The 16,914-nt window shown below is 59.9% G+C and carries 13 protein-coding genes and 1 tRNA gene; 5 read left to right on the top strand and 9 right to left on the bottom strand.

Translation table 11 applies throughout. From position 1 onward, the window contains the following. The first annotated feature begins 6 nt into the window (after positions 1-6). From xerD to ONB25_04340, 3 genes are all read left to right on the top strand, one after another. Complete coding sequence (xerD, locus tag ONB25_04350) at positions 7-939, top strand: site-specific tyrosine recombinase XerD (protein ID MDZ7392122.1); 933 nt, start codon at positions 7-9, stop codon at positions 937-939. Positions 940-1,033: 94 nt separating this feature from the next. After that, complete coding sequence (locus ONB25_04345; GenBank protein ID MDZ7392121.1) at positions 1,034-1,843, top strand: biotin--[acetyl-CoA-carboxylase] ligase; 810 nt, start codon at positions 1,034-1,036, stop codon at positions 1,841-1,843. Between the two features lie 74 nt (positions 1,844-1,917). Beyond that, a complete protein-coding gene (locus ONB25_04340; GenBank protein ID MDZ7392120.1) occupies positions 1,918-2,691 on the top strand; it encodes a type III pantothenate kinase in 774 nt (257 codons plus the stop codon). A 99-nt stretch (positions 2,692-2,790) separates the two neighbouring features. Here ONB25_04340 and ONB25_04335 read toward each other — a convergent pair whose 3' ends face one another. The 6 genes from ONB25_04335 to ONB25_04310 all read right to left on the bottom strand — a co-directional run bounded on the left by ONB25_04335 (position 2,791) and on the right by ONB25_04310 (position 7,581). Further along, the gene (locus tag ONB25_04335; GenBank protein MDZ7392119.1) at positions 2,791-3,822 is read right to left on the bottom strand and encodes a hypothetical protein; all 1,032 of its coding nucleotides are present in this window, start codon (positions 3,820-3,822) and stop codon (positions 2,791-2,793) included. Positions 3,823-3,872: 50 nt separating this feature from the next. Next, the gene (locus ONB25_04330; GenBank protein ID MDZ7392118.1) at positions 3,873-4,688 is read right to left on the bottom strand and encodes a DUF116 domain-containing protein; all 816 of its coding nucleotides are present in this window, start codon (positions 4,686-4,688) and stop codon (positions 3,873-3,875) included. 34 nt (positions 4,689-4,722) lie between these two features. After that, positions 4,723-4,941, bottom strand: coding sequence for a NifU family protein (locus tag ONB25_04325; GenBank protein MDZ7392117.1), 219 nt, complete (start codon positions 4,939-4,941; stop codon positions 4,723-4,725). A gap of 28 nt (positions 4,942-4,969) precedes the next feature. Continuing rightward, complete coding sequence (locus ONB25_04320) at positions 4,970-5,833, bottom strand: RnfABCDGE type electron transport complex subunit B (GenBank protein ID MDZ7392116.1); 864 nt, start codon at positions 5,831-5,833, stop codon at positions 4,970-4,972. Positions 5,834-6,193: 360 nt separating this feature from the next. Then, a complete protein-coding gene (locus ONB25_04315; protein ID MDZ7392115.1) occupies positions 6,194-6,817 on the bottom strand; it encodes a GNAT family N-acetyltransferase in 624 nt (207 codons plus the stop codon). 95 nt (positions 6,818-6,912) lie between these two features. Beyond that, positions 6,913-7,581 (bottom strand): hypothetical protein, encoded by a 669-nt coding sequence (locus ONB25_04310; GenBank protein ID MDZ7392114.1) that lies wholly within the window; start codon positions 7,579-7,581, stop codon positions 6,913-6,915. Between the two features lie 296 nt (positions 7,582-7,877). Between ONB25_04310 and ONB25_04305 the strand changes: the two genes are divergently transcribed. Together ONB25_04305 and ONB25_04300 are read left to right on the top strand one after the other, a co-directional pair. Next, the gene (locus tag ONB25_04305) at positions 7,878-9,785 is read left to right on the top strand and encodes a CocE/NonD family hydrolase (GenBank protein ID MDZ7392113.1); all 1,908 of its coding nucleotides are present in this window, start codon (positions 7,878-7,880) and stop codon (positions 9,783-9,785) included. A 24-nt stretch (positions 9,786-9,809) separates the two neighbouring features. After that, on the top strand, positions 9,810-10,760 hold the full coding sequence (locus ONB25_04300; protein ID MDZ7392112.1) for a DMT family transporter: 951 nt from the start codon (positions 9,810-9,812) through the stop codon (positions 10,758-10,760). Positions 10,761-10,805: 45 nt separating this feature from the next. Here the strand turns inward: ONB25_04300 and ONB25_04295 are convergent. From ONB25_04295 to ONB25_04285, 3 genes are all read right to left on the bottom strand, one after another. Further along, positions 10,806-10,889, bottom strand: a tRNA-Leu gene (locus ONB25_04295). A 486-nt stretch (positions 10,890-11,375) separates the two neighbouring features. Continuing rightward, positions 11,376-14,420 (bottom strand): hypothetical protein, encoded by a 3,045-nt coding sequence (locus ONB25_04290; GenBank protein ID MDZ7392111.1) that lies wholly within the window; start codon positions 14,418-14,420, stop codon positions 11,376-11,378. A gap of 23 nt (positions 14,421-14,443) precedes the next feature. After that, positions 14,444-16,914 (bottom strand): hypothetical protein (locus ONB25_04285; GenBank protein ID MDZ7392110.1); only part of this gene is annotated, 2,471 nt, incomplete at its 5' end.

The raw sequence follows: 16,914 nt of genomic DNA, 5'->3' as shown, positions 1-16,914 counted from the left end.
GCCCCAATGAAGCAGTTGGTGGAAGAGTTCATCGACTACCTGGTCGTGGAACGAGGGATGGCACGCAACTCTCTGCTCGCCTATCGACATGACCTGGAGCGGTACGTGGACTATCTGGCAAGACGTGGTGTCTTACGGCCCGATGACGTTCAGCCCACTATGGTCACGGCGTTTATCGCTTGGCTGGCAGAGTTGGGGCTGTGCGCCAGCTCGGTGGGCCGCAATCTTTCGGCCATTAGAATGTTTCATCGGTTCTTGGTGGCAGAGGAGCTGGCCGCAAGCGATCCCACAGAAACCGTGTGCCTTCCCAAGAAGGTGCACCATTTGCCAACCGTCCTCGACCAGTTTGAAGTGGAGCGTCTTTTGGAGCAACCGGACGTATCCACGCCGCTTGGCCTGAGGGACCGAGCCATTCTCGAATTCCTCTACGCCACTGGTGTGCGCGTATCGGAACTGGTGGCCATACAGCTCAGCGACATCTTCGTCGAAGAACGCCTGATACGAGTCTTTGGCAAAGGCTCGAAGGAACGAATCGTCCCCATCGGAGAAGAGGCGATACACTGGGTAGAACGCTACCTTCGTGAGGTGCGTCCCTGTTACGCCAAGGCACATCGATCCCGGGACGTTCTGTTCATTGGGGTACGGGGGCAGCCCATGACCCGCAAGGCCGTGTGGGAGGTCATCAAGAAGCACACGCTGGGAGCGGGTATTCGCAAGACGGTCTCGCCGCACTGCCTACGCCACAGCTTCGCGACTCATCTTATCGAAGGAGGTGCAGACCTCCGCGCAGTGCAAGAAATGCTGGGACACGCCGACATCGGTACGACGCAGATCTACACGCACATTGACAGGCAATATCTCCGGGAAGTGCATCGTCAGTTCCACCCTCTGGAGCAACGGCACAAACAGCGGAGGGAGCGGCATCCTGGCGGTAGCTGATGGGCCGCGCCAAGAAAGACATCGCTGTGGGCCCGCATCCGACCCTCCAGGTGGTCTTTGGCCCTTGAGCGAACGCTGGAGTTGACCGAAGGCTATGATCGAACCTCAGACAGTTCTCCAAAAAAGCAGACTGGCCGTTCTGCTAAAGACGCGCTACATGGGGCGTCAGATTCGTTTCCTGGATTCTGTGGGCTCCACAAACGATGTGGCCCGGGACCTGGCCACCCAAGGTGCCGAACAAGGGTTAACCGTGGTCGCAGCCCAGCAGACACGCGGGCGCGGACGCGGTCGGCGCACCTGGCACTCGCTTCCGGGCGCAGGGCTGTATTTCTCTGTGGTCCTCCGCCCCACCCTCCCTGCACAACGGTGCGGCCTGCTGTCACTTGCCGCTTCCTTAGCGGTTGCCGAGGCTCTGGAGAAGGCCACCAAACTCAAGGTGCAGTTGAAATGGCCGAACGACGTGCTGGTGGACGGCAAGAAACTGTGCGGCATACTGGCCGAAAGCGAACTGATGGGCGACCGGGTAAAGTTCGCGGTGATAGGCATCGGTTTGAACACAAACCGCACCCGCGCCTTGGGCCTCCCGGAGTCAGTGCTGGCTACTGCCACTTGGCTGAGTGACCACACACCCACTTTGCCGGACGAGATGAAGCTGCTGGCCGCCTTGCTACTGGCACTGGAGAAGAGGTACGAAGAGCTGGAAAAGAGTCGTGGCAATCAATTGGTCAAAGCATGGAAAAGGCGCTGCGTCCACCTGGGCCGCGAGGTGCGCATCGCAGAAGGCGAAACAACGCTCAGAGGTGTCGCGCAGGATATTGCGCCCGATGGCTCCCTGGTGCTGGAGACTCCGTGGGGAGAGGTGCGCCACATTCTGGCCGGGGATTGTCACCTTTTGCCCGGGTAGGCTTCCAAATCTCAGACCATCCTTTGTTCGAAGGAAATGTAGACGGCTGGGTCAAAAAAGGACAGGAGAACGGTATGCTTCTCACGGTGGATATCGGCAATACTCAGGTAGTGGCAGGACTCTTTCGGGGGGAGAAATTCTTGCACAGCTGGCGATTTAGCAGCATCGTAAGTCGAACGCCAGACGAATGCTGGGCCCTCCTATATCCTCTCGCCGCAGCAGAGGGGTTGGATTTGGCCGAAGTGAAAGGGAGCATCATCTCTTCTGTGGTGCCGAATTTGACCCTGACCCTGGAGACCATGATCCGGGAACGCCTCCGGCACGAGCCCATCGTGGTGAGCGCCCGCCTTGACCTGGGTATTCGCATTCACTACGAGGACCCCTCGACCGTGGGTGCTGACCGCCTCTGCAACGCCGTGGGCGGGTATGCGCGTTACGGCGGGCCTTTGATCATCGTGGACTTTGGCACCGCTACCACCTTCGACGTGGTGTCTGAGGAGGGCGACTACTTGGGCGGAGTGATTGCTCCGGGAATTGAGGCCTCCCTGCAGGCGCTCCATCGGCGTGCGGCCAAGCTCATGAAGGTAGAGCTCCGGTTCCCCGAGCGGCTAATCGGACGTAACACCGAGTCCAGCATGCAGGCCGGACTCATGTGTGGCACGGTGGAAATGGTGCAGGGCCTGGTGAGAAGAATCGGCGAAGAGATTCAGGCAGTCCCGCAGGTGATACTCACCGGGGGTTTGGCCCCTGTGATGGCGCCCATGCTGCCTGCCGATTACCGGCTTGACCCCCACCTCACCCTCCATGGCATGCGGTTGATTTACGAAAGAATCGCCGGCCTTCGTTAGAGAGGCAGTTTACTCCAGGCCTGAAAGATCGCGCTAACCGCTTAGGCAAAGCTGCCTGGAGGCCCCCCGTGAACGCAAAGGCCTCGCTGAGGGCCACCACTAGACCCTCATTGCGTTGACTTCGTCCTCGCAGAGCGGCGTCACAGCGAACAGCATCTCTTTCCCTGCTCGCTCGGCGAGCACACGCACCGTGGACTGGTGCTTGCCATCTGAATACCGTGCCGTCAACTCTGCGGCTACGGAAAGCTCCTCCGGGTTAGCGGTGGGTTCCACCAATGTCAATGGGCCCTGGTAGTCCAGGGCACGCAGCTTCCACCAATCTCCTGCCAGCTGCTCCAGGTGGACGTTGTCCCATTCGTCGCGCCCCACTACCGCTTTGACCTTCTGGGAGATGCGAAAGTGCCGACCGTACATCGCCAGGTGCAAATCCTCCTTGCTCACCGCCCCTTTGTCCCGGTGGGCAAAGAGGTCCCTAAGCCGTCGTGCCACATTCTCGTCGGTCAGCAGGCACCCTCCTGCGGGCTGGGCAAACGAGGTGATCCCCAGCTCGGCGGCCAAAGCCATCTGCGGCTTGCGTGAGCGCCCCTTGAAAGCGTAAAGGTGTTCGCGCGACACCCACCCTTCCAGCTCGGGAATCGTGGGCTTGAGCAGCTTGGCCGAAAGGGGCCGGAGCAATAGCCCACGCAGCCCACTCTCCTTTTCGATCAGGTTGAGCACCGGCAAGTGTTGGCTCATTGGACGTTGCCCCAACACCTCACCGGTGAGCACAAAGCGGGCCCCGTACTGCCCCAGCAATTCCTTGGCCTTGCGCAACATCATGATCTTGCAATCAATGCAGGGGTTGGCAAAGCGGCCATAGCCGTGGCGAGGGTTGGTTACCACCTCCACAAACGGCCCCGACAGGTCGATGACCTCCGCGCGCGCCCCCACCGACGCTGCCGCCTGCACGATTCTGTCATAAGCGGGCTCTTGGGCTTGTGGCGCCATTCGACCCTTGGCCGAAAACCCGGTTACAAAATGCAGGGCGACAACCTCAACCCCCTCCCGCACCACCACCGCCACGGCCAAGAGGCTATCTAGTCCGCCGGAAAAGAGCGCCAGAGCACGGGGTTTGTTTTCACTGGAAGTCACGATGCACCTGCAATAGCAGAAGCAAAGTTGCCAGGGGGAGAGTGCGGAACCTAATGGGCAGCAGGAATCCCGCGGAAGAACTGCACCGCCCGTTCCACCTCCTCGAAATCCACCAGGGTGTTCTTGCAGGGCCCCTCTGGTCGCCGATTTGGGATTGCGATAATCGGGATCTTGGTGACGTTATCCTGGAGTCCGCTGAGAAGGTCACGCTCGCACGCAATGCCGATGATGGCCGTGGGACGGGTAGCAGCAACCACGCGCCTAGCAGCTTCGCCGCCGCTGGCGACATAGACCTGGCACTCATACTTGCGCGCCAGGTCTTCCACCTTTTCCTTTAGTGGCCGCTGCAAGCACCGCGGCAACAGGATCAGAAGCCGCTCGCATTGAACCGTCCTCCTTGTGGCGCGAATGAGGGAATTGCTCACCCGGATAAAAGAATGGCTCATCTCGTCGCGGGAGATCCCAAAACGCCGTCCCAGTCGCAAGACCAGGGGGGTCAGAAAGGAGAGCGAAAACTCACGGCCGAAAAGGAGGAGAAGAAAGTTCTTTTCAAAAACAATGGAGACGACTGTTAGACCGAACCATGCGAGAGAAATCGCCCCTCCCACCAATACCACAATCCCAACCGCGTACGGAAGGATGGGGTGAAAAGAGCTCAGTCGGGGTGCGATGAGGTACCAGGTGAACCATGTGGCAGCACCAAGGCAAAGTAACGCGAGGAGGGCAAACCCAAGAAAGAGACGCCTTCCAACGTGGATCTCGCGTGAGGCCTCTTCCATCGACCAGTCTGGGACCAGCCATTCGTCCCCCAGGTTGCGGTCGCGAATCTCGAACTTTGCCAACGAGTCGGTCTTCCTCACTGCCATCCTCAGCGCACCCCAGGACTGTGCTCCCCAGAATTCAGACGGCGATCACCTGCTTTACTTCCGGCACCAGCCTCTTGATCTCGCGTTCAATGCCCATCTTGAGGGTCATTTGCGACATAGGGCATCCGCCGCAAGCTCCTTTGAGCCTCACCGAAACAATGCCGTCCTTCACCTCGACCAGCTCCACATCACCTCCATCTCGTTGCAGTGCTGGCCGGATCTTGTCGAGCACTTCTTTCACCTTTTCTTGCATAATTCTCTCCATGTTTGAGCTCAAAACACTAGGCTGCGGTGGTTTCCTCCACCTGCGCCCTTTCGACGGGGGCACTCACCCCACGCCGGACGAAGCTGTGCGTGGGGCATTTCTCGAAGGCCATCTCCAGGTCCTCGGCAAACGGATTCACGATTTCCGGCAGGAAACCATTCATCCGAATGGAACCCGATGGCGTAGTCTTGGGGTTAGCGCAAAGGGTGCACCCCGTGCACCCGACGGTGCACACTTCCTTCACCTGCTTGCCCCTATCCTGGGACCTACATCCGATGAAGATGCGCTGCGTGCGTGGGATAAGCTGCATGATTCCGCGCGGGCAGGCTTTGACGCACTTGCCACAGCCTGTACACTTGTCTTCGAACACCACCGGCAATCCGTTGTCGCCCATGGTCATCGCATCGAACGGGCACGCGCGCACGCACGTACCAAAGCCCAGGCAGCCGTAGATACAGGCCTTCTGCCCCCCAGCGATGAGCTGAGCCGCCTCGCAGTCCTCAAAGCCTTGGTAGATAAAGCGGTCCCTTGCCTCGGCTTTGCCTCCCTGGCAACAGACCACCGCTACCGGCGCCTCTTGAAGTTCGCCAGTTTCGCCGCCCATGATGGCGGCAATTTGGCGCGCGGAATCCGCGCCACCCGGAATGCACCCGGTGTAAGGGGCGGCCCCAGCTACCACTGCCTGGGCAAATGCCGCGCATCCCGGGTAACCGCACGCCCCGCAATTCGCGCCGGAGAGCACCGCCTGCACGGCTTCCACCCTTGGGTCCACGTGTACGGCAAACTTCTTCGCCGCATAGGCCAATCCCCCACCAAAGAGCACCCCCAAAAACCCCAACCCTGCCATCGACGCCAGGATCGCAACAACCGTAGGACTCATCTTTTCACGCGCCCTGCAGTAGAGTTTGTACCTTCATTCAGTGCAATCTTCGCCCAGAGGCGGCAGCACACATCATTGCCAACCGAGCGGCCAAAAGCTACAGACAAAATCCCAAAAAATCAAGGGGAATTTTCCCCACTCAGGAGCAGCCTGGCCGCCTCTTTCCCGCGAATCTGGAAGAGGTCTGGAGCCGTCAGTCACGGGGGCTCTTCGGTCTCAGCCGACCGTGGTCATGGGTTGTCACCCCAGGGTCCGGTCAAAGCCCCGTCTTTCGGCACCTGAGCCAAATCACTCTCACCACTGGCTGGGAAAGCGTTTGCTGGGGAACGCCGAATGACCTTCTAGAAGCACCTCGCGCGCTCACGCCTGACCCTGCCGCGGCATCCTCACCATCGCCCGGAGCACGAGGGCCTCTGCGATGGTCCGCTCAGAGACGAAATCGAAGCCGTGTGCGGCATAGTAGGCGAGGTTGGCGGCGTTGGCTGTGTCCAGGTAACACGGCAGACCGTTCGCGTCGGCCTCTGCCAACATCGGTGCCAGGAGAGCACGACCAATTCCTTGCTGCTGGCGAGCAGGATCGACACCCAGGGCGAAGAGGACCAAATGCGGATCGCGGATGGTGCGTTCATGCAGCTGGTTAGTGCAGCGCCCTAACCTGAGAAAGCGCCCGAAAGAACGCCAGCCAAGCGTCAACGGCAAAAGGGCGAGGCCGTTTGCCAAGAGTGTACTTGTCGGCAACGTGTGTCGCCCCGGTCCCAGCCACAGAGCAACACCGCTCAGCGAGGCGGTGGTGAAGGCACGGCCCGCCTCCAGGGTCGCGGCCACCAGCCGCTCGAAAAGCCAAGCCAGGGCGGATTCGCGACGCTGGGCCTGTGGCAGCACATAGACGAAGGCCGGATCCGAGCGGAAGGCCCTCGCCAACACGTGCGCAGCGGGCTTCACCTGGGCGGAACACAGAGGCTGAACGAGGTGGACTTCACTCATCTGACCGAGTAGGCCTCTCCGAGGCCAAGTGCCGGACTTGAGCGAGCCGACCGTGCAGAAAGTCGCGCAATGGGAAAAAGAGTCCAGATGCCCCTTCAGCTCCCGCGCCTGCCATACGACACCAGCTTCATTGAGCCGTCTTGTACAAGGCCAATGTCCGGTGCATACCATTTGTATTCACGCGCCAGGGGCTCAAGGGGTGTGGTCTCAAGGATCTTCAGGCAAGGAGAAAAAATACCTGCCGGCGTGGTAATGGTGTCACTCACACTCACGATCTCTGCGCGATCCATCGCCACGCCTGGGGCGATTTCTTCATAATAGCGCGCCCCAACCAAGGGGAGGCCGGGCATCATCAATCCGAATCGCGCACCCCCTTGTCCGCTCTGCCACGCACCGCCCGCATCCTCACCAAAATAGTACACACTGTTGCTGCGTTTGCTCATCGCAAAGTAGTTGCGAGAAACCTCCACAAGCTCCCCGCCCTTTGTTTCCCTCTCCTCCACGATCCTGCACCACACGCCGTCCACTCTGATCGTATCTTGCAGCACAGTGACAGTGAGCCTGTGTTCCCCGTCGGCCAATTCCAAAACCCATCCTGGTTCCAGAACAAAGTACGGGTTCCTCCCGGTGGAAGTGAGGTAGGGTCTCTCCCACTGAAAGTCAGTGGTCCACAGATGGGGATCCGCTTTGCCTGGGTGGATACACCTGAGCGCGGTCATCAGGACACCGAGCGTAGCGAGAGAAACGAGTCCACGAGCACACATCTTATCTTACCTCATGCGTGAGTACGCAAACCAGGGACGGCGCCTATAGGGTAGCCCTTCGGCAGGACCTCAGGTCAACCCCAGATTGGTTCGGCGAGCTACCACTCTGCATCAAGGCCAATGGGACGCAACCTGCACCACAGCTTTTTTTGAATGTACGAAGAGACTAGGTAACTCGCAAGTCTTTTCTGTCAACACCTCCAATGGACTTGAGAAAAGCCCTTGGCTTTGTGCAGAAATATCGCTATGTTTGTTGCCAACGGGTACAGGCAAGAAGGTTTCCTCGGGAGATTCTCATGAAGAGGTCGGCTTTTGTGGCAGGTTTCATGCTGGTTCTTTACGGGGGCCTTTCAGGACAGACGCCGCTCACCATTCCCATGCGCGATGGGACTCCCCTTGCCGGGGACCTCTACTTGCCCGGCGGTGGTGGCCCGTGGCCGGCCGTGGCTCTGCGCACCCCTTATGGCCGGCGCTCACCGGACGTGGTTTTGTTCGCTAACCTCCTTCGCAGTTCCGGCTATGCTGTTGTTGTCGAGGACACACGCGGACGCTTCGGCTCTGCAGGGACCGATTCGGTATTCCTGGACGACGGATGGGGACGTAACCAGGATGGTTACGACACCGTGGAATGGATCGCAGCCCAGCAATGGTGTGATGGCCGCGTGGGGCTCTGGGGGTTGTCAGCCCTGGGCATCTCTGCCTACCTGGCTGCTGGTGCTGCTCCCCCTCACCTTGCCTGCTGCTTCGTGGGGCTGGCATCAGCGGATCTGTATCATGAGGTAGTGTACCCAGGAGGCGTACTGCAGAAGAACTTGGTGGAAGGATGGCTCTCTGCTCGGGGCACTCCCGAAATGATAAGCCTGATGCGGGAACACCCCACCTACGACCAATTCTGGCAGCAGGCCAACCTCTTCGAGCGCCCGAGTGTGGTCAACGTGCCCATTTTTCACCTGGCAGGCTGGTACGATGTGTTTTGCCGGGGACCAATCAACGCCTTCGCCGTACTCCAAGCAGACGGTGGGAGCCAGGCGAAGGGCCGCCAGGTGTTGTTGGTAGCGCCCACCACCCACGATTTCCGTTCAGGAGAGCTAAGCTATCCGGCAAACAGTGCTGTCGACCTGGTGGGGGAAACGCGTCGATGGTTCGACGTCTGGCTCAAGGGAAATCCTTACCCCGATGACTTGCCCCCAGTGCGCATTTATCTCATGGGCGACACCGATTCGCCCCATGGGCCGGGGAACCAATGGGTGAGGTGCGAGGCCTGGCCGCCCCAGCCGTCATGGCACACTTTTTTCCTTGCGGCATCCGGAGAACTAGCTGCTTCTCCGCCCGCAGATGCGAGCGCGGCAGTTGCCTACGCGTTCGACCCCACCAGGCCGGTCCCCACGAGAGGTGGACAGAACCTGCCGCCCTTTCTGGAGGCGGGGCCTTATGACCAGAGGCCCAATCAGGAGAGCGATCTTCTCCGCTTCACCACTGCGCCGCTTGAAGAACCGTTAGAGGTAGTGGGCACGCCCACGGTCACTCTGTATGCCTCCTCGGACGGGCCCGACACGGACTGGATCGTGAAGCTTGTGGATGTCTACCCCGACGGCCGGGAAATGCTCGTCTGTGATGGCGTCCTGCGCGCCCGCTATCGCGAAGGGTTCGCCTTCGGCCAGCCCCTGGAACCAGGCGTGGTGTACGAGTTTTGCATTGAGCTCCTCCCCACCGCGATTGTGTTTGCGCCGGGCCATCGGGTCCAGCTCCAAGTGACCAGCAGCAGTTATCCCCGGTTCGAACCGAACCCCAACACCGGTGCACTCCCAGGCACTGACCCAGCCTCTCGCGTGGCTTTTAACACCATCATGTGCAACGAGTTCTATCCGTCACACCTCCTCTTGCCGGTGACCAACTTGATCGGCCCCAGTGTAGTCGAAGAGACAACTGGGCGCCCCCCGGAACAGCCCAGGCTGGTCAGACTCTACCCCAACCCTGCCCGCGAGAGGACGACACTCCTTCTTGATCTCCACGCCCCCGCGGACTTGGAGATTGTCATATTTGACGTGAGGGGTCGCGCCGTGGCGGGCCCTACGAGGCAGCACATTGGTCCGGAGAAAACCGCGATGCCTTTAAGCACACAAGGGTTACCTGCAGGGCTGTATCTGGTGCGCCTCAGGGCGGCAGGATTAGTGGCTACAGGCAAGCTTGTCATCACGCACTGAGCCGCTCGATCGAGGAATGCTCTCATGGGTGGCCACGTAGACGGCAGCACCGTGGGCGTCGTTTCTCGCCCGCGAGCCACCCTCGCACTTGGTGCGGCTATCCTCTGCTGGGCATCTATCCCGCTCTTTCTGAAATACTTCTCTTCCCTGCTGGATGCCTGGACCTTGAACGCCTACCGGTACACCGTCGCTGCGGCGGTGTACCTCCCCTTCCTTCTATCTCGAGCTGGTCGCGGACGGGTGCCGAAGGGGCTCTGGAAGTGTGCGCTGGTGCCAACCTTTTTCAACATCGTGAGCCAGAATTTGTGGACGTGGGCGCCCTATTTCATTAACCCAGGGCTCATGAGCTTCTTGGCGCGGGGCTCCATAGTCTGGTCTGTAATCGGCTCGTTTGTGATCTTTCCGGATGAGCGTCCGGCCATTAAGAGCCCCCGTTTTGCTATAGGGCTCACTGTGGCGGCGGCCGGCTACGGAGCGCTAATGGTGCAACAAGGGGGCCTTTCGCATGGCCCCAGCATGGTAGGCGTGGTCATCATGGTGAGCTGTGGACTCTTCACCGCGGGATACGGACTCACGGTGCGGAGATTCTTGAGAGCGGCGGATCCAAGACTCGCCTTTGCCATCATCGCACTTTATACGGCCGCAAGCGCCAACGTGCTTATGGCACTTTTGGGGCACCCCCAGCGTCTTGCGGCCCTTGACCTAAGCACCGCCCTGCTCATGGCCCTTTCCGCTCTGTTGGGCCTTGCCATCGCCCAGGTCGCGTACTACATGGCCGTGGCGCGCCTCGGCGTGGCGATATGCTCCTCCTCTATGCTCATGACCTCGTTTCTTACCATTCTCGCTTCTGGCCAACTCTTTGGTGAACGCTTTTCACTTGGGCAGTGGGTGGCAGGGAGCCTGCTCATCGCGGGGGGGATCCTCGTGATTCGCTCTGCACGACACGTGGAAGCCTGGCGCAGCAGGGCAGCATGAAACAGAAGGGGCCGCACACCACGCACGCGTGCGGCCCCTTGGCTGTGCCGGGGGCGGGAATCGAACCCGCATGGACAAAAGTCCGCAGGATTTTGAGTCCTGTGCGTCTACCAGTTTCACCACCCCGGCGCGCGGGAAAATTTAGCAAACACCCGGCATAATATCAAGGGAAATGTTGGATCGGCGCTAGAACCGCGCGCAACGAGGAAAGAAGTACATCGTGGCCAACTCTTAGACCCGTCGGAAACACAGTTGCTCCTGGGCTTGTTCATGGTCTCCCGTGCCGTTTGACTGGCGGTGAGCGCTTTGCTGCGGACAGCAGCTGAACCCAGGATGCCCGAAGCCTCGGCACAGAAACGACCCAGGCGCTGGGGGACGCAGAACCCAAGCTCCTCAGAATGTGCTAGCGCCTGCGTAACGGCAGCCGTGGTAATGGGTGCCCGCGTCGCGCCCCACCAATGTCCTCGGAGGCCCGTCTGCTCCTCGACAACCTCTGCCCCATTGCATCCGGCCTCACCGTCCAAAGGGCGGAAGCGATGCCGTGCTTGCGCCCCCTCCTTGGCGCCGTCCACACATCTCAAGCGAGCGCCTAGCCAAGCATTCGGATAAGGCCCGTTACTTGTAGAAGAATTCTATCTGAATCCGCCGGTTGATTTGGCGTCCTACTGGAGTACCGTTATCCCCCTCCAAAAGGAGTTTACCACTTTCCCGGCTGAAGACGAACGGCTGACAAGAGGCCCGAGGCAGCTCTTGCAGCGCCCTCAGCTTTGCAAAAGCAGCGGGATCGATGGCTTGATACTCCTGGGCAAACCTTTCCTCGTCAAGGACCAGGGTAAAGGGCTCGTCCGCCCCTTTGCCCATCGTTCCTTCCCTGTCGAGCCGAGCCATAACAAGACGGCAAAGCGCCGGCTCGTGCCCTTCTATCTCGGCAACAGCTTTAATAAAGTCTTCCTGCAAATTCGCGGCCCGCAGACGCGAGAAGGCGTTGTTCACCGAGCGCGGGGTGATGCCGCAGGCGTGGCCCACGAAGCGGAAGTACATGGTGGGCGCGTACCTGAGGCGCATCCCCAATTCATGCAACAGGTTCTTCCACGGAACAATCGGGAAAGGCTGCGGGTCGTTGAATTCCGCCAGACCAACCACAATCGGAAGGTGAGAACCTTTTGGCGCCAGGTAAACCCTTTTGCCCCTCGTCCGGAAGTGACGATCCAGCGTATCGGTGAGGGCAAGCGTGTAAGTCACCTCCCTGTGTACCCACACAGTATCGCTCTCGGTTAAGGGCCAACGCAGGGAATCACCTGGAGGCAACGCGTACCCAGCGGGGATGCTGTCGTTCAAGGCGTCGCTGCTCAATCGTAGAACCCCACACCTCGCTGGAACCACCCCTTTCACGGTATTGGCGAAGACGACTGGCAATGGGACTGGAGGTTCATGGAGGCAGCGGAACGACACGGGAGCGATAACCTCTAGCTCGGCGATATCTGAACCCTGCCGGAAAGCCCTGATACGCACATTACGCCGCTCCTGGTGCACGCCTGCATTCTGCGTGATCTTTTTGTCCGGCGAGACTGCCCAATGGACACTGTCAATAGGTACCTGCTCCCCCCTCACACCGAGGTCCAGCAGGATTTGGCGTACGGCCATGGCTCTTTTTCGGGCCAAATCCAGCGGCTCTCCATTGACCGCATCGCAAAATCCCTCAATGCGGAGCACCACCTCAGGGCGGCGAATGACGCGCTTGGCCAGGGTATCCAGAGGAGCATAAAACCAGTCCGAAGGACGATAGTACTCGCTTGGCACCACCGCACTCTGGAAGTCAAAGAAAACCTTGGTCACGAGAGGCACCTGCTGGGAAACGAGCGGAAAAAAGAAGGCAGGCACCGTATCAGGGATTGCCACCCTGCCCTTTGGAATGGTGTAGAAAGACGCCGTCGATCTATTGTTCAGTGTATCATGTTCGGCTAAGGGCCTGCCATTGCCATCGAACAGATGCGCCTCCGCTTGGAAATGATGCAAACCAGGTCTGGCGGTGAGCCAGGTAAAGGCCACTGACTGGTCTGTGTGCGGAGCCAAACGATGAAGTGCGCCCTTCCACACCGTGTCAGGTGTGGACAATGAGCCCCCTTGGGCAGCGGTTACGGTAAGCGTCACTTTCTCCGCGGTCCAGAAACCGTTGTTGCGCAGGTTGACGGTCACCACCCCCTGCGTATCGCTCTCAGTGATCCAGGGATCGGGCTCAAAGGAGATGTTGACGACCTCGATGTCGGGCGCTACTACGTGGAAGGGCCACATGCGCTGCGCTGCAACACGCCAGTGTTGATCCCGGTCATAGGCGAATACCGTCCAGAGGTAGTCTCCAGGGGGCAAGAAGCCCGCACGGTAGGTGGGGCTATCCTCCGCAAAGAGGGAATCGGACATTATCAGGAAAGACTGTCCAAACGCCTCCACTGCATTTTTCAGCTCGATATCCTTCTTGGCCAACACGGCGAGCAGACGCGCGAGCTCTGACCGCTCCGCCGCTATGCCTGTGACTCGCTCCACCACAAGAAGGTAGCGCACTTGATCGAAAAGGTCTGGATCCCGTGCTGCCTGCCAGCGGAGCACAGCTTCCATGCTGCGAAGAGTATCGTGGGGCAGAGGCTGGAGCAGCTCAAAGCGCTCCGGGCCAATGGTGTAGTGGTGGACTCCCGCACGGCTGGCTACGTCGAACAGCTCGTTCGCTTCGAGGCCACCCACATCAAGGCGCAAGGCTCGATTCCTGCCGCTAAGAACGTTCCCCGCAAGCGGGACGCGATCATCGAGGCGCAGGCTCATGCCGGCGGACAACTTGCTCAGCAGGCGGTCATTGAACTCGTATCCGGTGCGCACTGCCAGACGATACCCCCAGGCCAATTCCGCGCCGAGACAGAGGCGCCCAACTTCATCCCGGACCCAGTGATAGTCTCCCGTCACCTGTACCTGGAGCCCTTCGTGCGCGCCCAAATGCAGGCCGAGCCCCGCTCGTAGCGTTCGTGGCAGCGGTGTCTTTTCCCCTTGAAATGTGAGTGGTGCACCAAGATGATCTGCGGCTATCCCTGCGGACAACAGTCCATATTCAAAAGGGCCTTTGAGGCCGATGCGCGGTGAGCACCACATCATGCCTACATCAAACATTTCGGCGCCGGCGGCATGAGTCATGAGATCGCTGCGCAAGTACTTGAAATTGGCGCCAATGGCCACGTGGGGAGAAAGCAGAGCCAATGGGCTCGCTACGCTCAGCACCGCCAAGACGTCGCTTGCCGAAACTGAAGCCTGCCGCCCCTTAGTGCTATCGAATGGACGCACTCCCTGGTAGCAAAGACCAAAGGCTGCGCCGAAGCGCCTGCTCCAGGGCATCCGGAACTGACGGCCTATGTTTGCCGACAGGCTGTAAATGTCGGCCACCCACCGCGTATAGGCGGCAGACCACTGCCATTCCCGGGAAAACCCCGTGGCAGCAGGATTCGCATAAAAGGCCTGCACCTCGTCAATGGCTGCAGTAAGGGCGCCAGCCATCCCTTGGTAACGGACACTCGGTTGCACCTTCAGGTAGGCAGCCCCAGCCCGCACCTGAGCGCGGACCAGCGCCGCGTCGGAGACCAGCAACACCAAAAGTGCCCCGGCGTGCGCACCCCATCGCAAGCACCTGTTGGGTGCGCGGGTTTTTATCTGAGCAGAATAACCTTCTTCCAACAGATGAGTCCTCCGGTTCGCAGGGCAATCACATAGACGCCACTTCCCACCTTCTCGCCGCTTTGCGTGGTTCCTTCCCAGACATACGAATTCACGCCCGGACCGTAGGTACCTTTTACGATTCTTGTCACATGGTAACCAGTAATGTCATACAGGTCCAGGGCCACCTCAGCCGTCGCCTGCAATCCGAAGAAAATGGTGAGAGGAACACCGCGTTCCGGCTCAAATAGGTTCTTGTCAAAGTAGAAAGCGTCGCAGTCGCTCGCCACTTCGCTTATCACGACCTTGGCGCGCGACACGTCGTTTTCGGCCATGGTGTCCCCCTGAGCACTCACGGTGCACATGTTGAGCAGCTCTGCAGGGTAGTACTCTGGTGGCGTTGCAACAATGGCCTCCAGGACTACCTGCACTTGTTCGCCTGGGGCAAGCGCGGCGATCCGCCAAACCGCCACGTTGCCGGAAACCGAATCCGGCGGGGGACTAAAGGTACGCACCCTGAGCCCAACCGGAACAAACTCCCTTAGCACTACATCCCTGGCAACAGCCGGTCCAGAGTTCCGCACCAGAATCTGATACCAGAAAGTCTGCTCAACAACGACTGTATCGCGGGTGGCCACTTTCTGGACATCAACATCGCACCTGTCGCCGCCCGGTTGCACACGGCGAATTTGCACCGTCACTGACGCACGATCATTCGCAGCGTTGCTATCGTTGGGTACAGCCACAAAGGCGGTGTTATCCAAACGCGTAAGGTCCAGAGGGAGTGCCGCAGCCACGACGAGTCGCATCGCCACCTCGTGGCTCTCACCCCTATCAAGCTCAGGTAGGCGCCAGACTATACGCTTGCCCACCAGGCTATCAGGTGTAACGCTAAAGTCCGCAGCCACTGTGTGTTCGGGCAAAAGGTCCACCAGCCATCCCGGCTCAGAAAGGACAGGCCCGATGTTTCGGACCGTAAGGAAGCAGGTGAAGCTTTCGCCCGGGCCTACAGTCTCCACGCCTGCCATCTTGGTCAGGGCCAGGTCTGTTTGCCGCTGAGCCACAATTGGCTGTTCAGCGACCACCACTGTGCTGTCTACATTGTTCGCAGCTGCTGTGTCATTGGCTGCCCGTACCAGTGCCACATTGAGCAGACGAAGCGGCGACGCCACCAACGGCGAGTCCACCACCGCCACAAACGCAAGGCGCATCACCTCGCCCACCCGCAGCGAATCCAACCGCCACACCACCCTCCTCCCCACCACCTCATCCGGCTCCCGACTGAACTCCTTTACCTCCACACTCCCAGGCAAACTGTCCACCACCACCACCTGCCGCGCTACCCCAGGACCCAGATTGCTCACCTCAAGCTCGTACCCAATCCTACCCCCTGCCCACACACTGTCCCGATCCGCACGCTTCACCATCCGCACGTCACAAACCACCGGCCGTACCGGACGAGGACGAACTATCACCGCCTTTTCTGCCTCGTCATCCCCAGGCACCAAATCCCCAGCCGCATTCACCACCACCACATTCCGCATCTGGCCGCTGCTCAACGAGTCCACCCGAACCCATACCGCCCACTCCCTCCGCTCCCCCACACCCAGGGAATCAATCCACCACCATACGACGCGCCCCTCAACCGAATCCGGACGCATCCCAAACTCGGTCACCGCCACGTGCACCGGCAACGTGTCCACTACCGCAATCCGATAGGCCGGCCCAGGCCCCTCGTTGCCTACGGCAAGCCGGTACGCAAACACGCTGCCCACTTCCACCGTATCCACCTCCGCCGCCTTGCTCACCCACACCTCGCAAGGCTGAGGCACCACCACGGTCCACGCCTGCTGTCGATCGTTCACGACGTTCGTGTCCCCCAAGGCGCTGATCACTGCAGAGTTCACCAACCAGAACGGTACTTCCGGAGCCCCACCATTTACCCTCACCAGCGCCTCAATCGCCCGCTCCTCACCCACGGCAATCTCTGGGAACCGCCACACCACTACCCGACCCACCAGGCTGTCCGGAGCAGGCACAAACCTAATGGGCGTCACCCACACCGGCAGCGTGTCCCGCACCGCACATTCAGTCGCAGGAGACGGACCAAAATTGGTGACAACCAACCTGTAACTCAACGTAGCCCCCACCATCACAGTGTCCTGATCCGCCTTTTTGGTCAGCTGCACATCACACCACAGCGGTACCTCCTGCGGCTCCTCTGCTACCACCTCCACCGTAGAGGTGTCGTTCCCAGCTGTTGTGTCATTGGCTGCCCGTACCAGTGCCACATTGAGCAGACGAAGCGGCGACGCCACCAACGGCGAGTCCACCACCGCCACAAACGCAAGGCGCATCACCTCGCCCACCCGCAGCGAATCCAACCGCCACACCACCCTCCTCCCCACCACCTCATCCGGCTCCCGACTGAACTCCTTTACCTCCACACTCCCAGGCAAACTGT

Source organism: candidate division KSB1 bacterium, from assembly GCA_034506335.1.
In the GTDB taxonomy this organism is placed as follows: Bacteria; Zhuqueibacterota; Zhuqueibacteria; order JANLFK01; family Oleimicrobiaceae; genus Oleimicrobium.
Note: the sequence above shows the minus strand (reverse complement) of the source record. Positions and strands in the feature narration are given on the sequence as shown.